Source organism: Streptomyces violascens (genome assembly GCF_014649955.1).
In the GTDB taxonomy this organism is placed as follows: Bacteria; Actinomycetota; Actinomycetes; order Streptomycetales; family Streptomycetaceae; genus Streptomyces; species Streptomyces violascens.
The window spans coordinates 111,811-129,950 of the sequence record NZ_BMUA01000014.1; the positions used below are offsets into that span (position 1 = coordinate 111,811).

An 18,140-nucleotide genomic window follows, 5' to 3' on the forward strand; every position below is an offset into this window, starting at 1 on the left:
CCTCAAAGGGTCCGAAAGGCTCACCCGGCTGTCGGACTCAGTCCATTTCGAGTACGCGGGCGTGCAGAACCTGGCGCTGCTGGAGCGCCGCCCGAACCGCCCGGTGAAGCCCGTCCTCCAGGTAGAGGTCGCCCTGCCACTTCACGACGTGCGCGAAGAGGTCGCCGTAGAACGTGGAGTCCTCCGCGAGGAGGGTCTCCAGGTCGAGCTGCCCCTTGGTGGTCACGAGCTGATCGAGCCGGACCGGGCGCGGCGCGACGTCCGCCCACTGCCGGGTGCTTTCCCGGCCGTGGTCGGGGTAGGGCCGCCCGCTTCCGATGCGCTTGAAGATCACACGGAAAGCCTACCGGGCCAGCGGCTCCGGGCGCAGCCATGGAGCGCGAGTGCAATCCTGGGCAAGACCTGGCAAATCAGATGCAACCCGACGCGGGGGGCCGTCATGACCGACAGCGACCGGACGGCGGCCGCGCCCGAGCCCGTGGGCGCCGACGGGCCGGATGAAACCGGAGCGCGGGATCGGAACCCGGCGCCCGCCGACTCGTCCGCGCCCCCTCAGGACTCCCTCTCGGTGCCGCCGGCCCCGGCCTCGTTGCCGCAGCCCGCCGCCGACATCGCCGCCGGATACGCCTTCAGCGGCCCCGCAATGGAGCTGGGCGCGTTGCTCTGGGACGGCCAGTGCCTCCCGGACGCGCCGATCCGCATCCCCCTCTCCATGCTCAACCGGCACGGCCTGGTCGCCGGGGCCACCGGCACCGGCAAGACCAAGACCCTCCAGCTCATCGCCGAGCAGCTCTCCGCCAACGGCGTGCCCGTCTTCCTCGCCGACGTGAAGGGTGACGTATCGGGCATCTCGGCCCCCGGCAAGCCCGGCGACAAGGTGGCCGAACGGTCCGCGCAGGTCGGCCAGGACTGGGAGGCGGCCGGCTTCCCCTGCGAGTTCTACGGCCTCGGCGGCATCGGCCCCGGCATCCCGCTGCGCGCGACGGTCACGAGCTTCGGCCCGGTTCTCCTGTCGAAAGTGCTGCAGCTCAATCAGACCCAGGAGCAGTCGCTGGGCCTGATCTTTCATTACGCGGACAGCAAGGGCCTGGAGCTGTACGACCTGAAAGACCTGAAGGCGGTGGCCGGCTTCCTGGTCTCGGACACGGGAAAGGCGGAACTGAAAGGAATCGGCGGCCTGTCATCCGCCACCACCGGGGTGATCCTCCGTTCGATCACGGCGTTCGAGCAGCAGGGGGCGGAATCGTTCTTCGGAGAGCCGGAATTCGACACGAGCGAGCTGCTGCGGTCGGCCCCGGACGGGAGGGGCCTGGTATCGGTACTGGAGCTGCCGGCCGTCCAGGACAAACCCCAGCTCTTCTCCACGTTCCTGATGTGGCTGCTCGCCGACCTCTTCCAGAAGCTGCCCGAGGTCGGGGACGTGGACCGGCCCAAGCTCGTCTTCTTCTTCGACGAGGCGCATCTGCTCTTCAGCGGCGCGTCGAAGGCGTTCCTGGAGTCGATCACGCAGACGGTACGGCTGATCCGCTCCAAGGGGGTGGGCATCTTCTTCGTGACCCAGACCCCCAAAGACGTCCCCGGCGACGTCCTCGCCCAGCTCGGCAACCGCATCCAGCACGCGCTGAGGGCCTTCACGCCGGACGACGCGAAGGCCCTGAAGGCGACGGTGCGGACCTTTCCGAACTCTCCGTACGACCTGGAGGACCTCCTGACCGGGCTCGGCACGGGCGAGGCGGTCGTCACCGTACTGAGCGAGAACGGCGCGCCGACCCCGGTCGCGGCGACGCGCCTGAGGGCCCCGCAGTCCTTGATGGCCCCCCTTGATGCGGCCGCTCTGGAGGCGGCCGTCAACTCCTCCCTCCTGTACGCCCGTTACGCGGAACCGGTGGACCGGGAATCGGCCTTCGAGAAGCTCTCGGAGGCGGAACGGGCGAGGGAGGCGGCATCGGTGGAGGCCGCACTGGACGCCCCGTCCGCAAAGGGTTCGGCGCGCCCCGGGAAGCGCGATGCGTCGCTGGCGGAGCAGGTGGTGGGGAGCGGGATCTTTCGCTCGCTCGCGAGGTCGGTGGGGACGCAGCTGGGCCGGGAGATTTCGCGGTCGCTCTTCGGGACACGGCGGAGGTAGGGGGGATGGAGGGGAGCGGGTTCTGCGGAGACAGCCCCCCGCCCCTGCCCCGCTTATTTCCCCCGCGCCGCCGCCTTCGCCTCCTGCTTGTACGCCCGTACCTTCGTCAGCGACTCCGGCCCGGTGATGTCGGCCACCGAGCGGAAGCAATTCGCCTCGCCGTAGGGCCCGGCCGCCTCGCGCCACCCCTTGGGCCGGACCCCGAGCTGCTTGCCCAGGAGCGCGAGGAAGATCTTCGCCTTCTGCTCGCCGAACCCCGGCAGCGCCTTGAGGCGGGCCAGGAGCTCGGCGCCGGTCCCGACCCCCGTCCACACCCCCGCCGCGTCACCCCCGTACTCCTCGACGAGGAACTGGCAGAGCTGCTGGATGCGCTTGGCCATGGATCCCGGATAGCGGTGTACGGCCGGCTTCTCCTTGAGGAACTCCGCGAAGGCCTCGGGGTCGTACGCCGCGATGGCTCCGGCGTCGAGATCGTCCGCCCCCATGCGCCGGGCGATCGTGTACGGGCCGGAGAACGCCCATTCCATGGGGACCTGCTGGTCGAGCAGCATGCCGACCAGCGCGGCCAGCGGGCTGCGGCCGAGCAGCTCGTCGGCCTCGGGCTGCTGGGCGAGCCGAAGGGTTGTGTTCATGCCTCGATGATCGACGGCCGGGGACGCCGCCGCACGCGGACACCCCCACCCGGCGCCAGGGCCCGTTCGAATCGGGTCCCGCTTCGCATCACGCTTTCGTATGACAGACCTACGGGCCCCGAATGCCCTCGCTCCGGCCGGGTAGTTCGGCTCGGACCATCACGTGCGTACCAAGCATGTGCGCACCAGCCATGTGCGCACCGGCCACGTGCGCAACAGCCATGTGCGGACCACCCATGTGCGTCTCGGGCACGTGTGTATCCAGGAGGGGCCACCGCAGTGAGCCAGCCTTTTGTCCTGCCGGATTTCTATCTGCCGTATCCGGCCCGGCTCAATCCCCATCTGGAGTCCGCCAGGGCGCATTCCCGCACCTGGGCCCGGCAGATGGGCATGCTGGAGGGCTCCGGGATCTGGGAGCCGAAGGACCTCGACGCGCACGACTACGCGCTGCTCTGCTCGTACACCCACCCCGACTGCGACGCGGAACAGCTCGCCCTGGTCACCGACTGGTACGTGTGGGTGTTCTTCTTCGACGACCACTTCCTGGAGATGTTCAAACGGACCCTGGACCGCAAGGGCGGCAAGGAGTACCTCGACCGCCTGCCCGCGTTCATGCCGATGGACCTCGCCGACGGGTTCCCCGAGGCGACCAACCCGGTCGAGGCGGGCCTCGCCGACCTGTGGGAGCGCACCGTCCCGTCGATGACGCAGGCCTGGCGCGAGCGCTTCGCCATCAGCACCCGCAACCTGCTCAACGAGTCGCTGTGGGAGCTCGCCAACATCAACGCCGGGCGGATCGCCAACCCCGTCGAGTACATCGAGATGCGCCGCAAGGTGGGCGGAGCGCCCTGGTCGGCCGGTCTCATCGAGTACGCCGCGAACGCCGAGCTCCCTGCCTGTGTGGCCGGGTCGAGGCCGCTCAGGGTCCTCACCGACGCCTTCGCCGACGCCGTCCACCTGCGCAACGACCTCTTCTCCTACCAGCGCGAGGTGGAGGACGAGGGCGAACTCAGCAATGGCGTGCTGGTACTTGAGACCTTCCTCGGATGCACGACCCAGGAGGCCGCCGAGGCCGTCAATGATCTGCTGACCTCGCGGCTCCAGCAGTTCGAGAACACCGCGCTCACCGAAGTCCCCGCCCTGTGCCTGGAGAAGGGCCTCACGCCGGACCAGTGCGCGGGCCTCGCCGGGTACGTCAAGGGGCTCCAGGACTGGCAGTCCGGCGGCCACGAGTGGCACATGCGCTCCAGCCGCTACATGAACGAGGACGCCGTCACCGGCCCCTCCCTCTTCAGCGGCGTGCTCGGCACCTCGGCGCTCGACGTCACCACGCTGTTCGGGCGCCCGGCCGCGGCCCGGCAGCGCAGCTTCACGCACGTACCGATGCAGAAGGTCGGCCCGTCGCTGCTGCCCGAGTTCGATGTGCCGTACCCACTGTCGCTCAGCCCACATGTGGCCCGCGCACGTGTGGCGTCCCTCGACTGGGCGGAGCGTATGGGGCTGCTCCACGACCTCTGGGACAGGGAGAAGCTGGCGGGCTACGACTTCGCGCTCTGCTCCGCCGGCCTCGACCCCGACGCGACGCCGGAGGAGCTGGAACTCAGCGCCCAGTGGCTGACCTGGGGCACGTACGGCGACGACTACTACCCGCTGATCTACGGGCGCCCGCGCAACCTGGCCGGGGCGCGGGCGAACAACGAGCGGCTCTCCGCGTGCATGCCGGTCGACGAGCCCGGGGCCGGGCTCGCGCTGGCCCGGACCCCCATGGAGTGCGCCCTCGCCGACCTGTGGGCGCGCACCGCGGGCCCGATGTCCCCCGAGGCCCGCGTGGCCCTCCGCCGGTCCGTCGACACAATGCTGGAGAGCTGGCTGTGGGAGCTGCACAACCAGGCCCAGCACCGCATCCCCGACCCCGTCGACTACATCGAGATGCGCCGGAGCACCTTCGGCTCCGACCTCACCATGAGCCTCTCGCGGCTCCGCCACGCGGGCCAACTGCCGCCCGGGATCTACGAGAGCGGCCCCGTCCGCAGCATGGAGAACGCGGCGGCCGACTACTGCTGCCTCCTCAACGACGTCTTCTCGTACCAGAAGGAGATCGAGTACGAGGGCGAGCTGCACAACGGCATCCTCGTCGTGCAGAACTTCTTCGACTGCGACTACCCGACGGGCCTGCGCATCATCGACGACCTGATGCGCTCGCGGCTGCGCCAGTTCCAGCACGTCATCGAGAACGAACTGCCGGTTCTTTACGAGGACTTCGAGCTGGACGAGCACGGGCGGGCGACGCTCGACACCTATGTGGCCGAACTCCAGGACTGGATCGCGGGCATCCTGAACTGGCACGTCTCGGCACGCCGCTACAGGGACGAGGACCTGCCGGACGCCCTGCCGCATGGCAGCCACCCCCAAAGCGCGGCCCAGACGGGGGCGGCCCCGGGGTGGATGCGGCCCACCGGGACGGGGACCTCGGCGGACCGGGTGCGGCTGCCCGAGGTGCCGACGGCCGTCGTCGTGCCTTGAGAGGCGTGCCGTCAGCGGCGGTCGTGCCGTCGGCCGTCGTCGTGCCACCAGTGGCCGTCGTGCCATCAGTGGCGGGAGCCCACACCTCGTGATCCTCTAATGTGCGGGGGCCACACCCACACGAGGAGGCGCGCATGGGACACGACCACGGCGCGCCCTCCGCCGCATCCGGCACGCTCAGTGGCACATACCGCAAACGGCTCCTGTGGACCATCGGCATCAGCGCGTCGATCACCCTCATCCAGGTGGTCGGCGCGCTGCTTTCCGGCAGCCTCGCGCTGCTCGCCGACGCCGCGCACAGCCTCACCGACGCGATCGGGGTGTCGCTCGCGCTGGGCGCGATCACGCTCGCCCAGCGCGCCCCGACACCGCGCCGGACCTTCGGCTTCTACCGGGTGGAGATCTTCTCGGCGGTCCTGAACGCCCTGCTCCTCGCCGCGATCTTCGTCTGGGTCCTGTGGTCGGCGATCCGCCGCTTCAGCGAGCCGGTCGAGGTCAAGGGCGGGCTGATGTTCGCCGTCGCGGTGGGCGGGCTCGCCGCGAACCTGGTGGGTCTGTGGCTCCTCAAGGACGCCAAGGACAAGAGCCTCAACCTGCGCGGCGCCTATCTGGAGGTGCTCGGCGACGCACTGGGCTCGGTCGCGGTGATCGTCGGCGGCCTGATCATCCTGTTCACCGGCTGGCAGGCCGCCGACCCGATCGCCTCCATCGTCATCGGGCTGCTGATCGTGCCGAGGACGTACAAACTGCTGCGCGACGCCCTGCACGTCCTGATGGAGGCGGCCCCGAACGACGTCGACCTCGCCGAGGTGCGCCGCCACCTCCTCGACGAGCCGAGTGTGGTCGACGTACATGATCTGCACGGTTGGACGGTGACTTCCGGGATGCCTGTGCTCACCGCACATGTGGTGGTGAAGGAGGCCGCCCTGGAAGGTGGGTACGGGGCACTGCTCACCCGGCTCCAGAGCTGTGTGGGGGACCACTTCGACGTGGCCCACTCCACGATCCAGCTGGAACCCGAAGGCCACAGTGAGGCCGCGGAATCCCTCCACACCTGATCGTCAGCGGTGTGGGTGACGGGTGATTGCCACAGATGGGCGTCACCGAGGGCGGGTGCCAGAGATGGCGGGTGCCAGAGATGGCGGGTGTCACAGATGGCGGGGCTGTCCCGTCCCCTGGGCATGGACCACATAGAGACCCACCACATAGACGCGAACCACACTCATGACGCCGACGGCACCGACGCCCTGCACATCGCCGTCGCCGGAGGCACCGGCACGCTGGGCCGCCATGTCGTCGACGAGCTGCGGGCGCGCGGGCACAACGTGCGGGTGCTGAGCCGGAGTTCGGCCGAGTATCCGGTCGACCTGTCCACGGGCGAGGGCCTGGAGGCCGCGCTCGCGGGCTGCGACGTGGTGGTCGACGCCGCGAACTCCGTCTCGCCGCGCACCATGCGCGCCACTCTCGTGGACGGCACGAAACACCTGGTCGCGGCGGAGCGCGCGGCCGGTGTGGGCCACCACGTGTGCGTGTCGATCGTGGGCTGCGACCGGGTTCCGATGCCGTACTACAAGGTCAAGGTGGCCCAGGAGGACGCCGTCATGGCGGGCCCGGTGCCGTGGACGATTGTGCGGGCCACGCAGTTCCATGAGCTGATCGCGGGAGTGTTCACGGCCACGGTCCGGGCCCGCGTCCTGCTCGCATCGAGGAACGTGATCATGCAGCCGATGGCCGCCGTGGAGGCCGCACGGGCCGTCGCGGACGCGGCCGAGGCAGCCCCGCGCCACGGCCGTATCGAGGCGGCGGGCCCCGAGCGGACCGACCTGCACACCCTGGCCGCGACCTGGCGCGCCACCACCGCGCGCCGGGCCGCCCTCCTGCCCGCCCCCATCCCCGGCCGCATGGGCCGAGCCCTCCGCGCCGGGCACCTCGCCTCCACCCACCCCGACGCCCAGGGGGTCGTGGGCTTCGCGGAGTGGCTGGGAGAACGGTCACAAGGTGGCCACGGATCGTGAGCACGGGCTCGGCGCGCGGGTTCCGGCGGTGGTGCCTAGCCTGAACGAGGGACTCGGCCTCCTGGAAGGGAGAGAGCCCATGCTCGCGAGACGTGCAATCGCGGCCGGGGCCGGCGCAGCGGCCCTCGCGCTCATCGGCCCCGCGGCCGAACCCCGCGCCGCCCGGCCGGAGCCGGATCTGAGCCGGTTCTACCAGCAGAAGATCGGCTGGGAGCCGTGCAAGCCCACCGAGGGCCAGACCGGTGAACTCCTCGATTCCGTACGGGAGATGGAGTGCAGCACCCTCAGCGTGCCGGTCGACTACGGGGACCTCGGCAAGGGAGCCATATCCCTGGCGCTGGCCCGTTTCAGGACCGCGGCACACGGTAAGGACCGCAAGGGCTCGGTCGTCTTCAACTTCGGCGGGCCCGGCGCCTCCGGGGTCGACGGCCTGGCCGCGTTCCGGCCCCAGGCCGCCAAGATCGGCAAGCACTACGACCTGGTGAGCTTCGACCCGCGCGGCGTCGCGCGCAGCTCCCCCGTCCGCTGCGGCGGCGAGGACGGGCCGGCGCAACTGGAGGGCGAGCGCCAGGACGCGCCGGACACGGGGGCCGCCGCGGTCGCCGAGGCGGAGCGGATCGCCGAGGCCTGCCGCCAGAAGACCGGCCCGGTCCTCGACCACGTCGGCACCGTCAACGCCTCCCGCGACATGGACGTACTGCGCCAGGTGCTCGGCGACAAGAAGCTCAACTACCTGGGGATTTCGTACGGGACGCGGCTCGGCGCGGTCTATGCGAGCCAGTTCCCGAAGAAGACCGGCCGGATGGCCCTCGACGCCGTCGACACCCTGCAGGGAAGCGCCGAGCAGGACGCGCTGGTGCAGACGAAGGGGTTCCAGAAGGCGCTCGACGCGTTCTTCGTGGGCTGCGCCCAGCAGAACTGCGAGCTCGGCACCAGCCCGGCGGAGGTCAGGGCGACGTTCGAGACGGCGGTCGAGAAGCTCGCCGACGGCAACGTGGTGACGGGCGCCGACAATCAGGACTTCACCGGCGACGACCTCCAGAGCGCGGTCCAGGCCGCCCTCTACAGCCAGGCCGCCTGGCCCACACTGTCCGCGGGGATCGCCGCCCTCCTTCAGGAGGACGACCCCACGGTCCTCGCCTCGCTCAACGAGGGCATGGACTACGCGCCCGCCGACAACTCCGACGAGGCGATGCTCGCGATCAACTGCGCGGACGACCCGGTACGGCCGGCCGACCCGGCAAAGGAGTTCGCCGCCGTACAGAAGCAACTCATCGAGGAATCCCCGTACTTCGGGCCCGGCTCGGCCGCGCGGGCCGTCGCCTGCGCGGGCTGGCCGGCGGGCACCGACTACATCCGCCGGATAGACCACCCCGGCGCGCCCAAGATCCTGGTCGTGGGCGGCAAGGGCGACCCGGCGACGCCGTACCCATGGGCCCAGGACACAGCGAAACGGCTCGGTTCCGGTGTTCTGATGACATACGAGGGTGAGGGGCACGGGGCGTACTCGGCCTCCCGGTGCATCCGCGCCAAGGTGGACGCCTTCTTCACGGGCGGCACGGTGCCGGAGGAGGGAACGAGCTGCCCGGCGGAGGTCCCGGACGAGTAGGGTGCCCGGCGATAATTCAGTGGTCCGCGCCTGGGACAAATGGAACGATCGGCGGCATATGGATACCCCACACATGCCTCCCGACCACGTGCCTCCCGACCACGTGCCTGACCACATGCCTCCCGGTCACACGTCTCCCGCCGACACGGCGGACCTGGCCGCCATGGCCTCTGACGCCACATCGTCCCCGCACATGGATTCCGGCTCGCACATGGCTTCAGGCCCGCACGTGGCTTCCATCCACACCTGGAGGACGCGACCCGAGGCGCCCGCGGGCATGGCCGACGCGGCGGACAGGGCAGCCGTACGGGCCGTGAATCTGGCCGCGTTCCCCACCGCGCACGAGGCGGACCTCGTGGACGGGCTGCGGGACGACCCGGCGTGGATCCCCGGCCTTTCGATGCTGGCCGAGGCGCCGGACGGAACGATTGTGGGCCACGCCCTGCTGACCCGGTGCCGGGTCGGCGATGCCCCGGCGCTGGCCCTCGCGCCGGTCGCGGTGGCGCCCGAGTACCAGCGCACGGGCGCCGGTTCCGCCGCGGTGCGGGCCGCGCTCGATGCCGCGCGGGAACTGGGCGAGGACCTGGTCCTGGTGCTCGGCCACCCGGACTACTACCCCCGCTTCGGCTTCACCCCGGCCTCCGGCCTCGGCATCCGGGCCCCCTTCGACGTACCGGACGAGGCGATGATGGCGCTCCGGCTGCGGCCGGACGGGGCGCCCGCGCCGACGGGAGTGATCAGCTACCCGGCACCGTTCGGGGTGTAGGCCTGGCCCCCATGGGCTGTGTCCCCATGGGCCGCGCCGCCGTGGGCCGCCCCGCCCCGCGGGCGCCGACCGCGCGTGCCCCGCCGTGGGCGCTACGCCCACAGAGCGGTGCAGCTCGCCCGCATCGGCGCCTCCGCAGGACGCCTGAGCGCGCCCAACACCAAAGCGGTGTAACGCTGTTCGGTCACCACATACACCGGTGTCGTCCCGTCCCGGCACTCCACCACCTGCGCGCCGGGGGCGGGCCGGGGGCCCGGGTCGGTCCAGTACGGCGGGCGGACCCGGATGGCCGTGAGGGTGCGGGGCACGGAGCGGCGGGCGATGCGGCCGGCCGGATCGGGGGTGGCGGCGAGCAGCCCCGGGGCGGCCACCAGGTAGCCGAACTCCTCGTGGCCGTACGGGACGTCGCCGAAGATGGTGCCCGGGAAGCACTGCTCACCGAGCGGGATCAGAGGGGTCACCTTGATCGTGTCGGTGGTGCGCCGCTGGTGACGGCGCGCCAGCCAGACGGCCCCGGCCAGCACCGGCACGGCCCCGACCGCCGTGAGCAGCAGGGCGGTCGGCACCCCGCCGGTGACCCACGGCGTACCGAAGGCGAAGCACGAGATGAGCAGCACCGACGCCAGCGGCATGGTGATCCGCCAGGGCTCGTGCGCGGGCGGCTCGGAGCGCCGGATCCAGCAGTACGCGCTGCGCAGGCACGCTCCTCCTACGGAGAGCAGCACGAGCGCCGCGGCCAGCGGCAGCCGGTAGCCGCCGCGCGGATCCGCCGCCGTGTACTGGCGCAGGCCGCGGAACTCGACGTACCTGATCTCGCCGTGCCAGTAGGTGAGTTGGAGCGTAGCGCCGGGCCGCACGGCGGAGAACACCGGCGTGCGGCCCTCCATCTTGACGCGCCGCAGCGCCCCCGCGGCGGGCCGCGCCGACGAACCGGCCCTCAGCGGACCGGACTTGAGCCGCCCCGGCAGCGCACCCGGCCCGTCCTGTACGTGTCCGATGCCCAGCCAGTAGTCCGTCGAGTGGTGTTTGTGATCGGCCGCGGCGGAGGTCACCGTGGCCGCGACGGTGTGTCTGCACTCCGTGGAGACCTCGGCTACCGGGCAGCCGGGCGCCGACGCGAACGCCCGCTCCTCGTCGAGCGTGCGAGGCACGGAGGCGAGGAGCAGCCAGCCGGCGACGAGCACGAGTACGGCGCCGATCACCGCGGGGGTGAGCGCGGCCGAGTGGTCTCGGCCCGACGGGGGTCCCCCTTGCTCGAACGAAGTGAAGAGCGTGGGGGAGGCGGGTGTGTTCATCGCTCGCCGTTCCTGGCCGCGTACCGTACGAAAGGGGATGACGGGATCATCATCCGGTCATTCTGGAGGCTGATCGGTATCAAGTTCCGCACGGTGGACGGTGGTTCAGACCATAGGAAGGAGAGCTTCCGCGTCCCCGGCAAGCGGATCTTGGGGTTTTCGCAGCTCCGACGGGCCCCGGAGCCGGGTCCCAGGGGTTCACCCATAGGTGTGAGCAAGGCGGGACATGAGCCAGTGGCACGTGCGTGTCGGCACCCCGTGTCGCCAAGCGAGGCGGAACCGGCATTGTCGACACCCTGATGTTCCGGGGCGCCCGGTGCGAGAATTCGGTCCACACGAGCCAGCCGAAGACTATGTGCGGACAGACCCGGCACATGCATGCCACATGTGCATCCCCCACATGCACACCACAGTGGTGCTCCCCGACTGCGTACGAGCGGCCGCGAACGGGCATATGCCTATCCGGCGCTCCCGAGTGAAGGTGATGGGGCCATGTCCGCGGACATGAAGGTGCTACTGGTCGACGACCATGAGGACAACCTGTTCGCCATGGAGAGCATCCTCGCGCCGCTCGGATATCCGCTCGAGCTCGCGACCAGCGGGGACGCCGCCCTCAAGGCCGCGCTGCACGGGGGAATAGCGGTCGCGGTCCTCGATGTCGTGATGCCGGGCGTGAGCGGTCTGGACGTGGCCCGCTATCTGAGCCGCCTGACCCAGACCCAGCTGATCCCCGTCATCCTGGTGACCGGCATGGGCCAGGACAGCGAAATGGCGGCCCAGGCCCTGCATTTGGGTGTAGCCGACTACCTGATCAAGCCCCTCGATCCCTGGGCCCTGCGCATCAAGGTCCAGTACCTGTACCGCACGAGCACCCTCCTGGCCGGCCCCGCGCCCCGCGCCCGCGGCCCCCGCAACCACCCGGCGGAACCGGTTCAACTCCCCACCAGAAGGCGCCAGTTACGCCCCACAGAAACGATCCGCGTCCCCCGCCAGTCGGAGGAGCCGCCGCTGTGAGGCGAGGCGTGATGAAGCGGGTACGTACAGGTACGTAAGGGGCTGGCCAGGTCTGGTCAACTCCGGTCGGAAGCGGGTCGGATGGGTGGCAAACGGGCATGATGAAAGGACGCCACGAGCAGTGCGGCCCCGGGCCCCGGGGGCTCTGCTCCGCTCCGGCGCCGGGGTGTGGCCGGCCGGTCCGTGTGCTATCTGTCCGTCCCGAGGGGATCGTTGACCCGAGGGGATCGTTGGGGGGTTCCTCATGCGTGCCGATGTGTCCGGGTTCGGCCTGTGGGACCGGGAGGTGGAAGCGACCACCGTCCTGGAGTTGTTCGGGGAGATCGACATCGAGGCGCGGCTCGTCCTCGGTCCCGCGGTGGAGCGAATGATCGACCGGGAAGCGCCGGAAGTGGTGGTCGATCTGCGGCCGGTCACGTTCCTGGACGCCGGCGGCCTGGGACTCCTCGACGAGGTTCAGGACGGCGTGACCGCACGAGGCGGCACCCTGCGGTTGGTCCGCGGGAGGCGCGGCGTCATGCGGCTGTTCCGGCTCACCGGCCTGGACTCCGCCTTCACCGTCCTCGACCGGCTCCCACCGCCCCTGACGGACGGCGACCAGGAACTCGCCCTGCCGGGCGGACCCTGAGGCTTGGCCGGCCACGGGGGTGCGTCCGGTGAGCTGCCCACCGCCCGCGGCGCTGACCTCGGCGGGACGCTGTACCACCCATGATCAGCGGGGCCCCGATGGGCCCGTCGTCATCACGCCGGCCACAAACGTCGAAGGGCCCCGCAGCGAACTGCGGGGCCCTTCGACATCGTGCCCGGTGAGGCACTGGCGGAGGATACGAGATTCGAACTCGTGAGGGGTTGCCCCCAACACGCTTTCCAACTCTGCGCGGGCGGCTCCGTGGCTGTTCGGGGGCGTTCAGCAACTGGAGTCAGGGTGTCGTTGATCCGGTTCTGAACGCCCCCGAACGGGCACGGATGAGACTGCGGTTGAGACTGCGCGGCTGGGGTGATCAGGCAGACCGAAGCGGCTTTGGGGCGGCCGTGTCATCTACGAATCCGTGCTTCATGGGCTGGGTCGGACGCTGAGCCAGCCAGCCTGAGACGCGTGGCCCCCCGTTCACGGCGCCCCCCTCGGTGACCGTACGGATGTGCTCGAATCCGTGGCGGAGGTAGTAGCGCTGGAGCGGCTCGTTCGTAGTCCAGGCGTCCAGGCGGAGCCATGCGGCGCCGGAACGGTACGCCCGATCCCCTGCCCAATCGAGCAGACGTCCGCCGAGATCCTTACCGGCGTGCGTCCGTGCCACCGTTAGCTTGTTCACGAACATCGACGGCTCGGAGAGTTCCGCCCCCGACCAGAGTCCGTCTTCTGCCTCCGGAGTCAGCGTTATGGTCGCGGCCGTCGTCTCCCCGTCTCGGACCATGAAGACCACGCCGTCGTCGATAGTGGCGAGCAGCTTGTCTGCCGGATACGGCCGTTTCCACTGGTCCGTGCCTAGCGCGCCCAACCAAGCTGCTGCCTCCTCACGGAAGGCGAGCAGCTTGGACAGGTCGGCCGGCGTGGCGGTGCAGATTCTCACTGGGGTTCGTTCTCACTCCGGGCTGACAGGTCGCCGATCTCGTAGTTCATCCGGTTTAGGTCTCCCCGGAAGGTCGTGACGGTGCACCGGATCGGGCGGTCGTTGGAGAACCCAGTACGTGTCCACAGGAGCACGGGGACACCGGCGCCGATCTCCAGTAGCCGAGCCTCTTCGGGTGTCGGCATGCGGGCAGAGATCTCGTCGAAGTACCCGACCTGCTCGATACCGAGGCTGGCCAAGTAGCGCGTAGTCCCCTCGGCGATGTCCCCGGGCTCGGTCAACCGGGGGCCCTGCTCCACTAGCCACTCCGGATAGTGGGTGGCCTGCGTCGACCACGGCACGTCATCCACGAACCGATGACAGAACCGGAGCACGGCCCTGGAGCCTTCTTCGACCTTCAAGCGCTCCGCCACGTACGCGGGGGCGGGGGTCAGCTCTACTCGGAAGGTCTGATGCGGTCGACGCCCGGCGTTCGTGACGTCCGTGCTGTACGCGTCGCCGTTCTGCGGGAACTCCAGATTCTCGAAGCGTGAGGCGTTCAGCTCGAACACCTCGTGCTTGGTCACCTCGTAGCCCAGTCCTTGGCTGGATGAGACAAGCCCTTGAGTGACCAGGAGATTCAGGCCATTGCGGATGGTGTTGCGAGACGCGTCGAAGCGGGCGGAAAGCTCGCTCTCGGAGGGCAGCCGAGACCCCGGCGGGTAGGTGCCGTTGTCGATCTCTCGGCGGAGCGCGTCGGCCACTTGCCGGTACTTCGGCTGCTTGTTCATGCCTTCATCATGACGCACTCGCGCAACTTGTTGGTACATGTGGGCCCCAATCCCTTGACGACTCACTGTCTGTGGGTGCAGCATCACTGCATCAGCTTGTACCAACAAGCTGAGCAAGCGGTTCAATTCCTTCGAGTTGCTCCGATTGCGCTGAACCTGCATGACCAGGAGCCCCGCGTTGGTCGGGGGGAGGTTTCCCGGCGCCTTGTCAGCCGGAGGGCTTGAGACCGAAAGGTCACGTCCCCATACGCCTCAAACGGGAGCTCTGCTCTCAAAGGGGACTTGTACAGCTCAGCCATTCGCCGGTTCCTGCGGCGACCGGTTGCCTCCTCTGCCCGTCCGGCGCTTCTGCGCTGTACGGGCGGGGTGGCAGGGAGCCGGAACGCTCCACCCCAACTCGGTTGAGGAGTGGATCAACTGTGAACCAGAGCGCCGCTGTTTTCGCTGCTGTGTTCGTCGCCCTGTACGTCTCGCACAGCGTGGGCGACCACTGGGTGCAGTCCTCGCACCAGTCCCTGAACAAGGGCCGTCCCGGCTGGGTCGGCCGTCTCGCGGACACCCGGCACGTCGCCACCCTGACGCTCACCAAGGTCGCGTTGCTCCTGCCCGTCGCGCTGCTGCTGGACCTGCGCCTGTCCGTGCCCGGCATCGTGGTCGGGCTCGGTGTGGATGCGGTCTCGCACTGGTGGGCCGACCGCCGCAGCACGCTCGCGTGGCTGGCCAAGGTCACCGGCAAGGGCGAGTTCTACCGGCTCGGTGCCCCGCGCCCCGGCATGGGCGACAACCCGCACATCGGGACCGGTGCCTACGCGCTGGACCAGTCCTTCCACCACCTGTGGCTCCTGATCGCAGCTCTGATCATCGCCACCGTCTGACCCGACCATCCCAACGGCGCGCGGCCCCGGAGGTGCAACTCCGGGGCCGCTTTCGAGCCGTTTCACCTGCTAGGGAGACCGCGACTCATGAAGAACATCGCTGCACTTCAGACGGCCGTTACCGCCGCGCTGCCGGACGTTGAGCCGTCGGCGGCCGAGCTGGACGCGATCGACGTCGAGATGCCGCTGATCCTGGCGGAAGTCGAATTGCTGGATGCGCAGATCATCACGCTCGACCGCGTCCCGAACGAGCTGGACACCCGCCGTATCCGGCGGGCCCGCCGCAAGGTCCTCGCGGCCCGCCGGGCGCTGGGCAACCAGCACGCGCGCACTGCGGGCGGTGCGGCATGAACGCATCCCAGAAGGCGGAAGACGGGCTTTGGGTGGACGCCTGGCCGGAGGGTGTTCTTGCCCGCTTCCTGACCGTGGCGGGCGCCACGGTTGACCTCACATACGAGACAGCTACCGGCACGATCGTCGCCTCCTGCACCGGTGAGCTGTGCGGCTGGAGCGAGCGCACCGACACCCAGGGCCTGTGCACGGACACCCCGGAACAGGAGCGGGAGCGGTTCGAATACTGGCTGCCGGTCACCAAGAAGCGCGCGCGGACACACGCCGAACGCTGTCGTCTCCTGCCCCGTCCGGGCGGTGCGGCATGAAACGCACCCCCAAGACGCTGCTCGTGCTCGCGCTGGTGGTCGTGGTCGGTATGGCGTTCCGGGTGTCGTGGAACGCGCTCAGGGACGTGGCCCGTGCGATCGGTGCGGACCACACGGCCGCGACGCTCTACCCGTTCGTGGTCGACGGTCTGATGGCGCTGGCGCTGGTCGCCACGCTCGTCCTGACCGCCGACGCCCGGCGCTTCGCCCTGCGGGTGCTGGGCACCTACACCGGCGCGTCGCTGGTCCTCAACTACGTCCACGGTCTGGTCCCCGCCCTGCACGGTGCGTCGGTCGACTGGGGACGGTTGGCCGACTGGAACCCGGCGAACTGGGCGCTCGTGCTGCTGGCGACGTCGCTTCCGGTCGGGTCGATCTACTTCGGGTCCGATCTCGTCGCCAAGGTTCTCCACCATCAGCCGACACCTGCCGCGAATGCGGAGAAAACGGTTGAGAGCGTGAGTAATCGGTCGATGGCTGACCAGGGCGAACCCACTCCGGAGCCCCGCGTGGTGAACGCCGTACCGATCCCGCGTCCGGTGCAGGTCGGCTTCCTCAAGCCGACTCTTCCGCTCAAGCCAATGCCCGCGATCGAGCCGGTACCGGCGCGTCCCGCGTCCACGGTCGCGGCCGACTCAGTCCGGACCCGTCGGGCGACCGGTCGGGTTCCCGACGTCGCACGGTCGACCCGACCCAAGCGCACCCCGGGCGAACTGCTGCAAGAGGCGCGAGCCGCGTCGGCCGACTGGCCCGACGCGCACCTGACGGCCGACCGCATCCGCAAGACGGTCCACACGTCGGCGGAGAAGGCGCGCGGTCTGCGGGACGCGCTGATTGCTGAGCGGGCCGCCTGATGGCCGCCGCATACGCGCAGTGCTTCGACCCGTCCGGCGTCCGCTACGGGATACCGACCTTCCCGTGGAAGTTCGCCCCGGACGGCTACGCCACCCGCCGCCAACTGCGGGCCCAGGGGCTCCGGCCCGGCGGTCAGCCGGTGGCGGCCCAGGTCATGCGCCGCTCGCGCCGCCGCACGTCCGGCGTGAGTCTCGCGTACCTGTACCGGGTCGACCTGGCCCTGCCGGTCCGCCCGATGACGTCGCGCAAGTGGGGCGCGCTCGCGTTGGCGATGCTCGCCCGCCGCACCTGCCCCAAGTGCCGCGTGGTCTACAGCTACTGCATTCCGCGCTCGCTCGGCATGTGCGTGCTCTGCGCCTTTCCGGAGGAACAGCGCGTCGCCTGAGCGGTCAGAAGAGTTCCAGCACAACGGCCAACGGCCACATCAAGTAGGCCTTGAGCCGGTGCCAGCCGTTGCAGTAGCGCTTCACGCCCCACCGGCCGCGCCGGGTGACTGGCTGCTGGCACCAACGGCACGGCCGACTGTCGTTCGTCCCCTCCATGGCCGCGACTCTAACGGCCCCTCTTCGCGCCGAAGGCGCCTACCCCGCTGATGCCGCCGCCTGAGATGCGGCGATGAACGGAGATGCTGTGAAGCTCACCGTCACCACCCACAAAGTGTCCGGCTACCGCGCCACCCTGCGCACCGCCCAGCAACTGGCCGACCAGGCCGGACGGCTGGTGGAACGGTCCGTGCCGGGCCGCATGCCCAACGTCCAGATCACGTTGACCACCGCCCGGGGCCTGGCCGAGCTGGCCACGACCGCCGACGCGGAACTGGCCGGGCAGACCGATCGCCGCGTCCTCGCCCGGGCGGAGCGAGATGCCCGCAAGGTTGCCCGCGATGTGGCCGGCCGCGCGATCCCGATCGCGGACGGCTCGGTGCTGGTGCTGGTCAACATCGACCAGCACCGCACCCCGGACGACTTCGCCACCACGCTCGTGCACGAGCTCGTCCACGCCATGCAGTTCAGCCGCAGGGGCGTGCGTGAACGCATCGTGCGCGATCTGCGGGACGCCTTCGGCGTCGAGCCCCAGTCCCGCCGCCAGTCCCGCGAGCACATGCGCCTGCTGGGCGCGGAAGAGAACGAGGCCTACGGCCGCGAGTACCTCGCCCAGCAGCTCATCACCGCCGCTGCCTGAACCACTTCCCCGCTCGCATCCCTGCCTGGAGGCATCACGTGTTTGGCAAGAGCAAGACGCAGAAGTTCGGTTTCCGGCACACCTCCCGCGTCGGCCGCGACCTGCGGGGCAAGTTCGTCGCCTCCTGCTCGTGCGGTTTCACGGTGACCAGTTCGGACTACACCACCGCGTTCAACAAGGTCGGCACGCACGTCCGCACCGCCACCCGGCGCTGACGTTCTCGACCCCGGGGCGGCCCTCCCGGCCAAGGAA

21 protein-coding genes are annotated in these 18,140 nt (G+C 69.9%); 15 read left to right on the forward strand and 6 right to left on the reverse strand.

Annotated elements, in window-relative coordinates; translation table 11 throughout:
• Positions 1-37: 37 nt before the first annotated feature.
• Positions 38-334 carry a type II toxin-antitoxin system VapB family antitoxin gene (locus IE206_RS25460; protein WP_053725882.1) on the reverse strand — a complete coding sequence of 99 codons (297 nt, stop codon included), beginning with the start codon at positions 332-334 and terminating at the stop codon, positions 38-40.
• A 309-nt stretch (positions 335-643) separates the two neighbouring features.
• Here IE206_RS25460 and IE206_RS25465 point away from each other — a divergent pair, with 309 nt between their 5' ends.
• Positions 644-2,125, forward strand: coding sequence for a helicase HerA-like domain-containing protein (locus IE206_RS25465; protein WP_226598988.1), 1,482 nt, complete (start codon positions 644-646; stop codon positions 2,123-2,125).
• 53 nt (positions 2,126-2,178) lie between these two features.
• Here the strand turns inward: IE206_RS25465 and IE206_RS25470 are convergent, their stop codons facing one another.
• Complete coding sequence (locus tag IE206_RS25470) at positions 2,179-2,757, reverse strand: HhH-GPD-type base excision DNA repair protein (protein ID WP_189965883.1); 579 nt, start codon at positions 2,755-2,757, stop codon at positions 2,179-2,181.
• Positions 2,758-3,036: 279 nt separating this feature from the next.
• Between IE206_RS25470 and IE206_RS25475 the strand changes: the two genes are divergently transcribed.
• The 5 genes from IE206_RS25475 (at position 3,037) to IE206_RS25495 (ending at position 9,670) form a co-directional block, all read left to right on the forward strand.
• Complete coding sequence (locus IE206_RS25475) at positions 3,037-5,280, forward strand: terpene synthase family protein (RefSeq protein ID WP_189965885.1); 2,244 nt, start codon at positions 3,037-3,039, stop codon at positions 5,278-5,280.
• 134 nt (positions 5,281-5,414) lie between these two features.
• Positions 5,415-6,338, forward strand: a complete 924-nt coding sequence (locus tag IE206_RS25480; RefSeq protein WP_189965887.1) for a cation diffusion facilitator family transporter — start codon at positions 5,415-5,417, stop codon at positions 6,336-6,338.
• 96 nt (positions 6,339-6,434) lie between these two features.
• Positions 6,435-7,295: an SDR family oxidoreductase gene (locus IE206_RS25485; protein WP_226598975.1), complete on the forward strand. Its 861-nt coding sequence runs from the start codon at positions 6,435-6,437 to the stop codon at positions 7,293-7,295.
• A 79-nt stretch (positions 7,296-7,374) separates the two neighbouring features.
• Complete coding sequence (locus IE206_RS25490; protein WP_189965889.1) at positions 7,375-8,904, forward strand: alpha/beta hydrolase; 1,530 nt, start codon at positions 7,375-7,377, stop codon at positions 8,902-8,904.
• A gap of 211 nt (positions 8,905-9,115) precedes the next feature.
• On the forward strand, positions 9,116-9,670 hold the full coding sequence (locus tag IE206_RS25495) for a GNAT family N-acetyltransferase (protein WP_189965892.1): 555 nt from the start codon (positions 9,116-9,118) through the stop codon (positions 9,668-9,670).
• A gap of 92 nt (positions 9,671-9,762) precedes the next feature.
• Here the strand turns inward: IE206_RS25495 and IE206_RS25500 are convergent, their stop codons facing one another.
• Entirely contained in the window at positions 9,763-10,965 is a 1,203-nt protein-coding gene (locus IE206_RS25500; RefSeq protein WP_189965894.1) for a hypothetical protein, read from the reverse strand.
• Between the two features lie 492 nt (positions 10,966-11,457).
• On the opposite strand from IE206_RS25500, the gene IE206_RS25505 reads away from it, so the two are divergent.
• Positions 11,458-11,979, forward strand: coding sequence for a response regulator (locus IE206_RS25505; protein ID WP_189965896.1), 522 nt, complete (start codon positions 11,458-11,460; stop codon positions 11,977-11,979).
• 244 nt (positions 11,980-12,223) lie between these two features.
• Positions 12,224-12,607: an STAS domain-containing protein gene (locus IE206_RS25510; RefSeq protein WP_189965898.1), complete on the forward strand. Its 384-nt coding sequence runs from the start codon at positions 12,224-12,226 to the stop codon at positions 12,605-12,607.
• A gap of 373 nt (positions 12,608-12,980) precedes the next feature.
• On the opposite strand, the gene IE206_RS25515 is transcribed toward IE206_RS25510, so the two are convergent.
• Positions 12,981-13,547 carry a GNAT family N-acetyltransferase gene (locus IE206_RS25515; protein ID WP_189965900.1) on the reverse strand — a complete coding sequence of 189 codons (567 nt, stop codon included), beginning with the start codon at positions 13,545-13,547 and terminating at the stop codon, positions 12,981-12,983.
• Positions 13,544-14,317 carry a GntR family transcriptional regulator gene (locus IE206_RS25520; protein ID WP_189965902.1) on the reverse strand — a complete coding sequence of 258 codons (774 nt, stop codon included), beginning with the start codon at positions 14,315-14,317 and terminating at the stop codon, positions 13,544-13,546. Before IE206_RS25520 ends, IE206_RS25515 begins: the two co-directional genes overlap by 4 nt.
• Before the next feature lie 419 nt (positions 14,318-14,736).
• Here IE206_RS25520 and IE206_RS25525 point away from each other — a divergent pair, with 419 nt between their 5' ends.
• The 5 genes from IE206_RS25525 to IE206_RS25545 all read left to right on the forward strand — a co-directional run bounded on the left by IE206_RS25525 (position 14,737) and on the right by IE206_RS25545 (position 17,091).
• On the forward strand, positions 14,737-15,192 hold the full coding sequence (locus IE206_RS25525) for a DUF3307 domain-containing protein (RefSeq protein WP_189965904.1): 456 nt from the start codon (positions 14,737-14,739) through the stop codon (positions 15,190-15,192).
• Positions 15,193-15,279: 87 nt separating this feature from the next.
• Positions 15,280-15,543: a DUF6284 family protein gene (locus IE206_RS25530; protein WP_189965906.1), complete on the forward strand. Its 264-nt coding sequence runs from the start codon at positions 15,280-15,282 to the stop codon at positions 15,541-15,543.
• Positions 15,540-15,851, forward strand: coding sequence for a hypothetical protein (locus IE206_RS25535; protein ID WP_189965908.1), 312 nt, complete (start codon positions 15,540-15,542; stop codon positions 15,849-15,851). The genes IE206_RS25530 and IE206_RS25535 overlap by 4 nt, the downstream gene beginning before the upstream one ends.
• On the forward strand, positions 15,848-16,705 hold the full coding sequence (locus IE206_RS25540) for a DUF2637 domain-containing protein (protein ID WP_189965910.1): 858 nt from the start codon (positions 15,848-15,850) through the stop codon (positions 16,703-16,705). Before IE206_RS25535 ends, IE206_RS25540 begins: the two co-directional genes overlap by 4 nt.
• Complete coding sequence (locus tag IE206_RS25545; RefSeq protein ID WP_189965912.1) at positions 16,705-17,091, forward strand: RRQRL motif-containing zinc-binding protein; 387 nt, start codon at positions 16,705-16,707, stop codon at positions 17,089-17,091. Before IE206_RS25540 ends, IE206_RS25545 begins: the two co-directional genes overlap by 1 nt.
• A gap of 4 nt (positions 17,092-17,095) precedes the next feature.
• Here the strand turns inward: IE206_RS25545 and IE206_RS25550 are convergent, their stop codons facing one another.
• Complete coding sequence (locus IE206_RS25550; protein ID WP_189965914.1) at positions 17,096-17,248, reverse strand: hypothetical protein; 153 nt, start codon at positions 17,246-17,248, stop codon at positions 17,096-17,098.
• A 73-nt stretch (positions 17,249-17,321) separates the two neighbouring features.
• Here IE206_RS25550 and IE206_RS25555 point away from each other — a divergent pair, with 73 nt between their 5' ends.
• Together IE206_RS25555 and IE206_RS25560 are read left to right on the forward strand one after the other, a co-directional pair.
• Entirely contained in the window at positions 17,322-17,888 is a 567-nt protein-coding gene (locus IE206_RS25555) for a hypothetical protein (RefSeq protein ID WP_226598973.1), read from the forward strand.
• Positions 17,889-17,926: 38 nt separating this feature from the next.
• A complete protein-coding gene (locus tag IE206_RS25560; protein WP_189965916.1) occupies positions 17,927-18,103 on the forward strand; it encodes a hypothetical protein in 177 nt (58 codons plus the stop codon).
• The last annotated feature ends 37 nt before the right edge of the window (positions 18,104-18,140 follow it).

Coding starts and splice junctions, on each gene's coding strand:
- IE206_RS25465 (WP_226598988.1), top strand. CDS start 644: ATGGAGCTGGGCGCGTTGCTCTGGGACGGCCAGTGCCTCCCGGACGCG.
- IE206_RS25470 (WP_189965883.1), bottom strand. CDS start 2,757: ATGAACACAACCCTTCGGCTCGCCCAGCAGCCCGAGGCCGACGAGCTG.
- IE206_RS25480 (WP_189965887.1), top strand. CDS start 5,415: ATGGGACACGACCACGGCGCGCCCTCCGCCGCATCCGGCACGCTCAGT.
- IE206_RS25485 (WP_226598975.1), top strand. CDS start 6,435: ATGGCGGGGCTGTCCCGTCCCCTGGGCATGGACCACATAGAGACCCAC.
- IE206_RS25490 (WP_189965889.1), top strand. CDS start 7,375: ATGCTCGCGAGACGTGCAATCGCGGCCGGGGCCGGCGCAGCGGCCCTC.
- IE206_RS25495 (WP_189965892.1), top strand. CDS start 9,116: ATGGCTTCAGGCCCGCACGTGGCTTCCATCCACACCTGGAGGACGCGA.
- IE206_RS25500 (WP_189965894.1), bottom strand. CDS start 10,965: ATGAACACACCCGCCTCCCCCACGCTCTTCACTTCGTTCGAGCAAGGG.
- IE206_RS25505 (WP_189965896.1), top strand. CDS start 11,458: ATGTCCGCGGACATGAAGGTGCTACTGGTCGACGACCATGAGGACAAC.
- IE206_RS25510 (WP_189965898.1), top strand. CDS start 12,224: ATGCGTGCCGATGTGTCCGGGTTCGGCCTGTGGGACCGGGAGGTGGAA.
- IE206_RS25520 (WP_189965902.1), bottom strand. CDS start 14,317: ATGAACAAGCAGCCGAAGTACCGGCAAGTGGCCGACGCGCTCCGCCGA.
- IE206_RS25530 (WP_189965906.1), top strand. CDS start 15,280: ATGAAGAACATCGCTGCACTTCAGACGGCCGTTACCGCCGCGCTGCCG.
- IE206_RS25535 (WP_189965908.1), top strand. CDS start 15,540: ATGAACGCATCCCAGAAGGCGGAAGACGGGCTTTGGGTGGACGCCTGG.
- IE206_RS25540 (WP_189965910.1), top strand. CDS start 15,848: ATGAAACGCACCCCCAAGACGCTGCTCGTGCTCGCGCTGGTGGTCGTG.
- IE206_RS25545 (WP_189965912.1), top strand. CDS start 16,705: ATGGCCGCCGCATACGCGCAGTGCTTCGACCCGTCCGGCGTCCGCTAC.
- IE206_RS25550 (WP_189965914.1), bottom strand. CDS start 17,248: ATGGAGGGGACGAACGACAGTCGGCCGTGCCGTTGGTGCCAGCAGCCA.
- IE206_RS25555 (WP_226598973.1), top strand. CDS start 17,322: ATGAACGGAGATGCTGTGAAGCTCACCGTCACCACCCACAAAGTGTCC.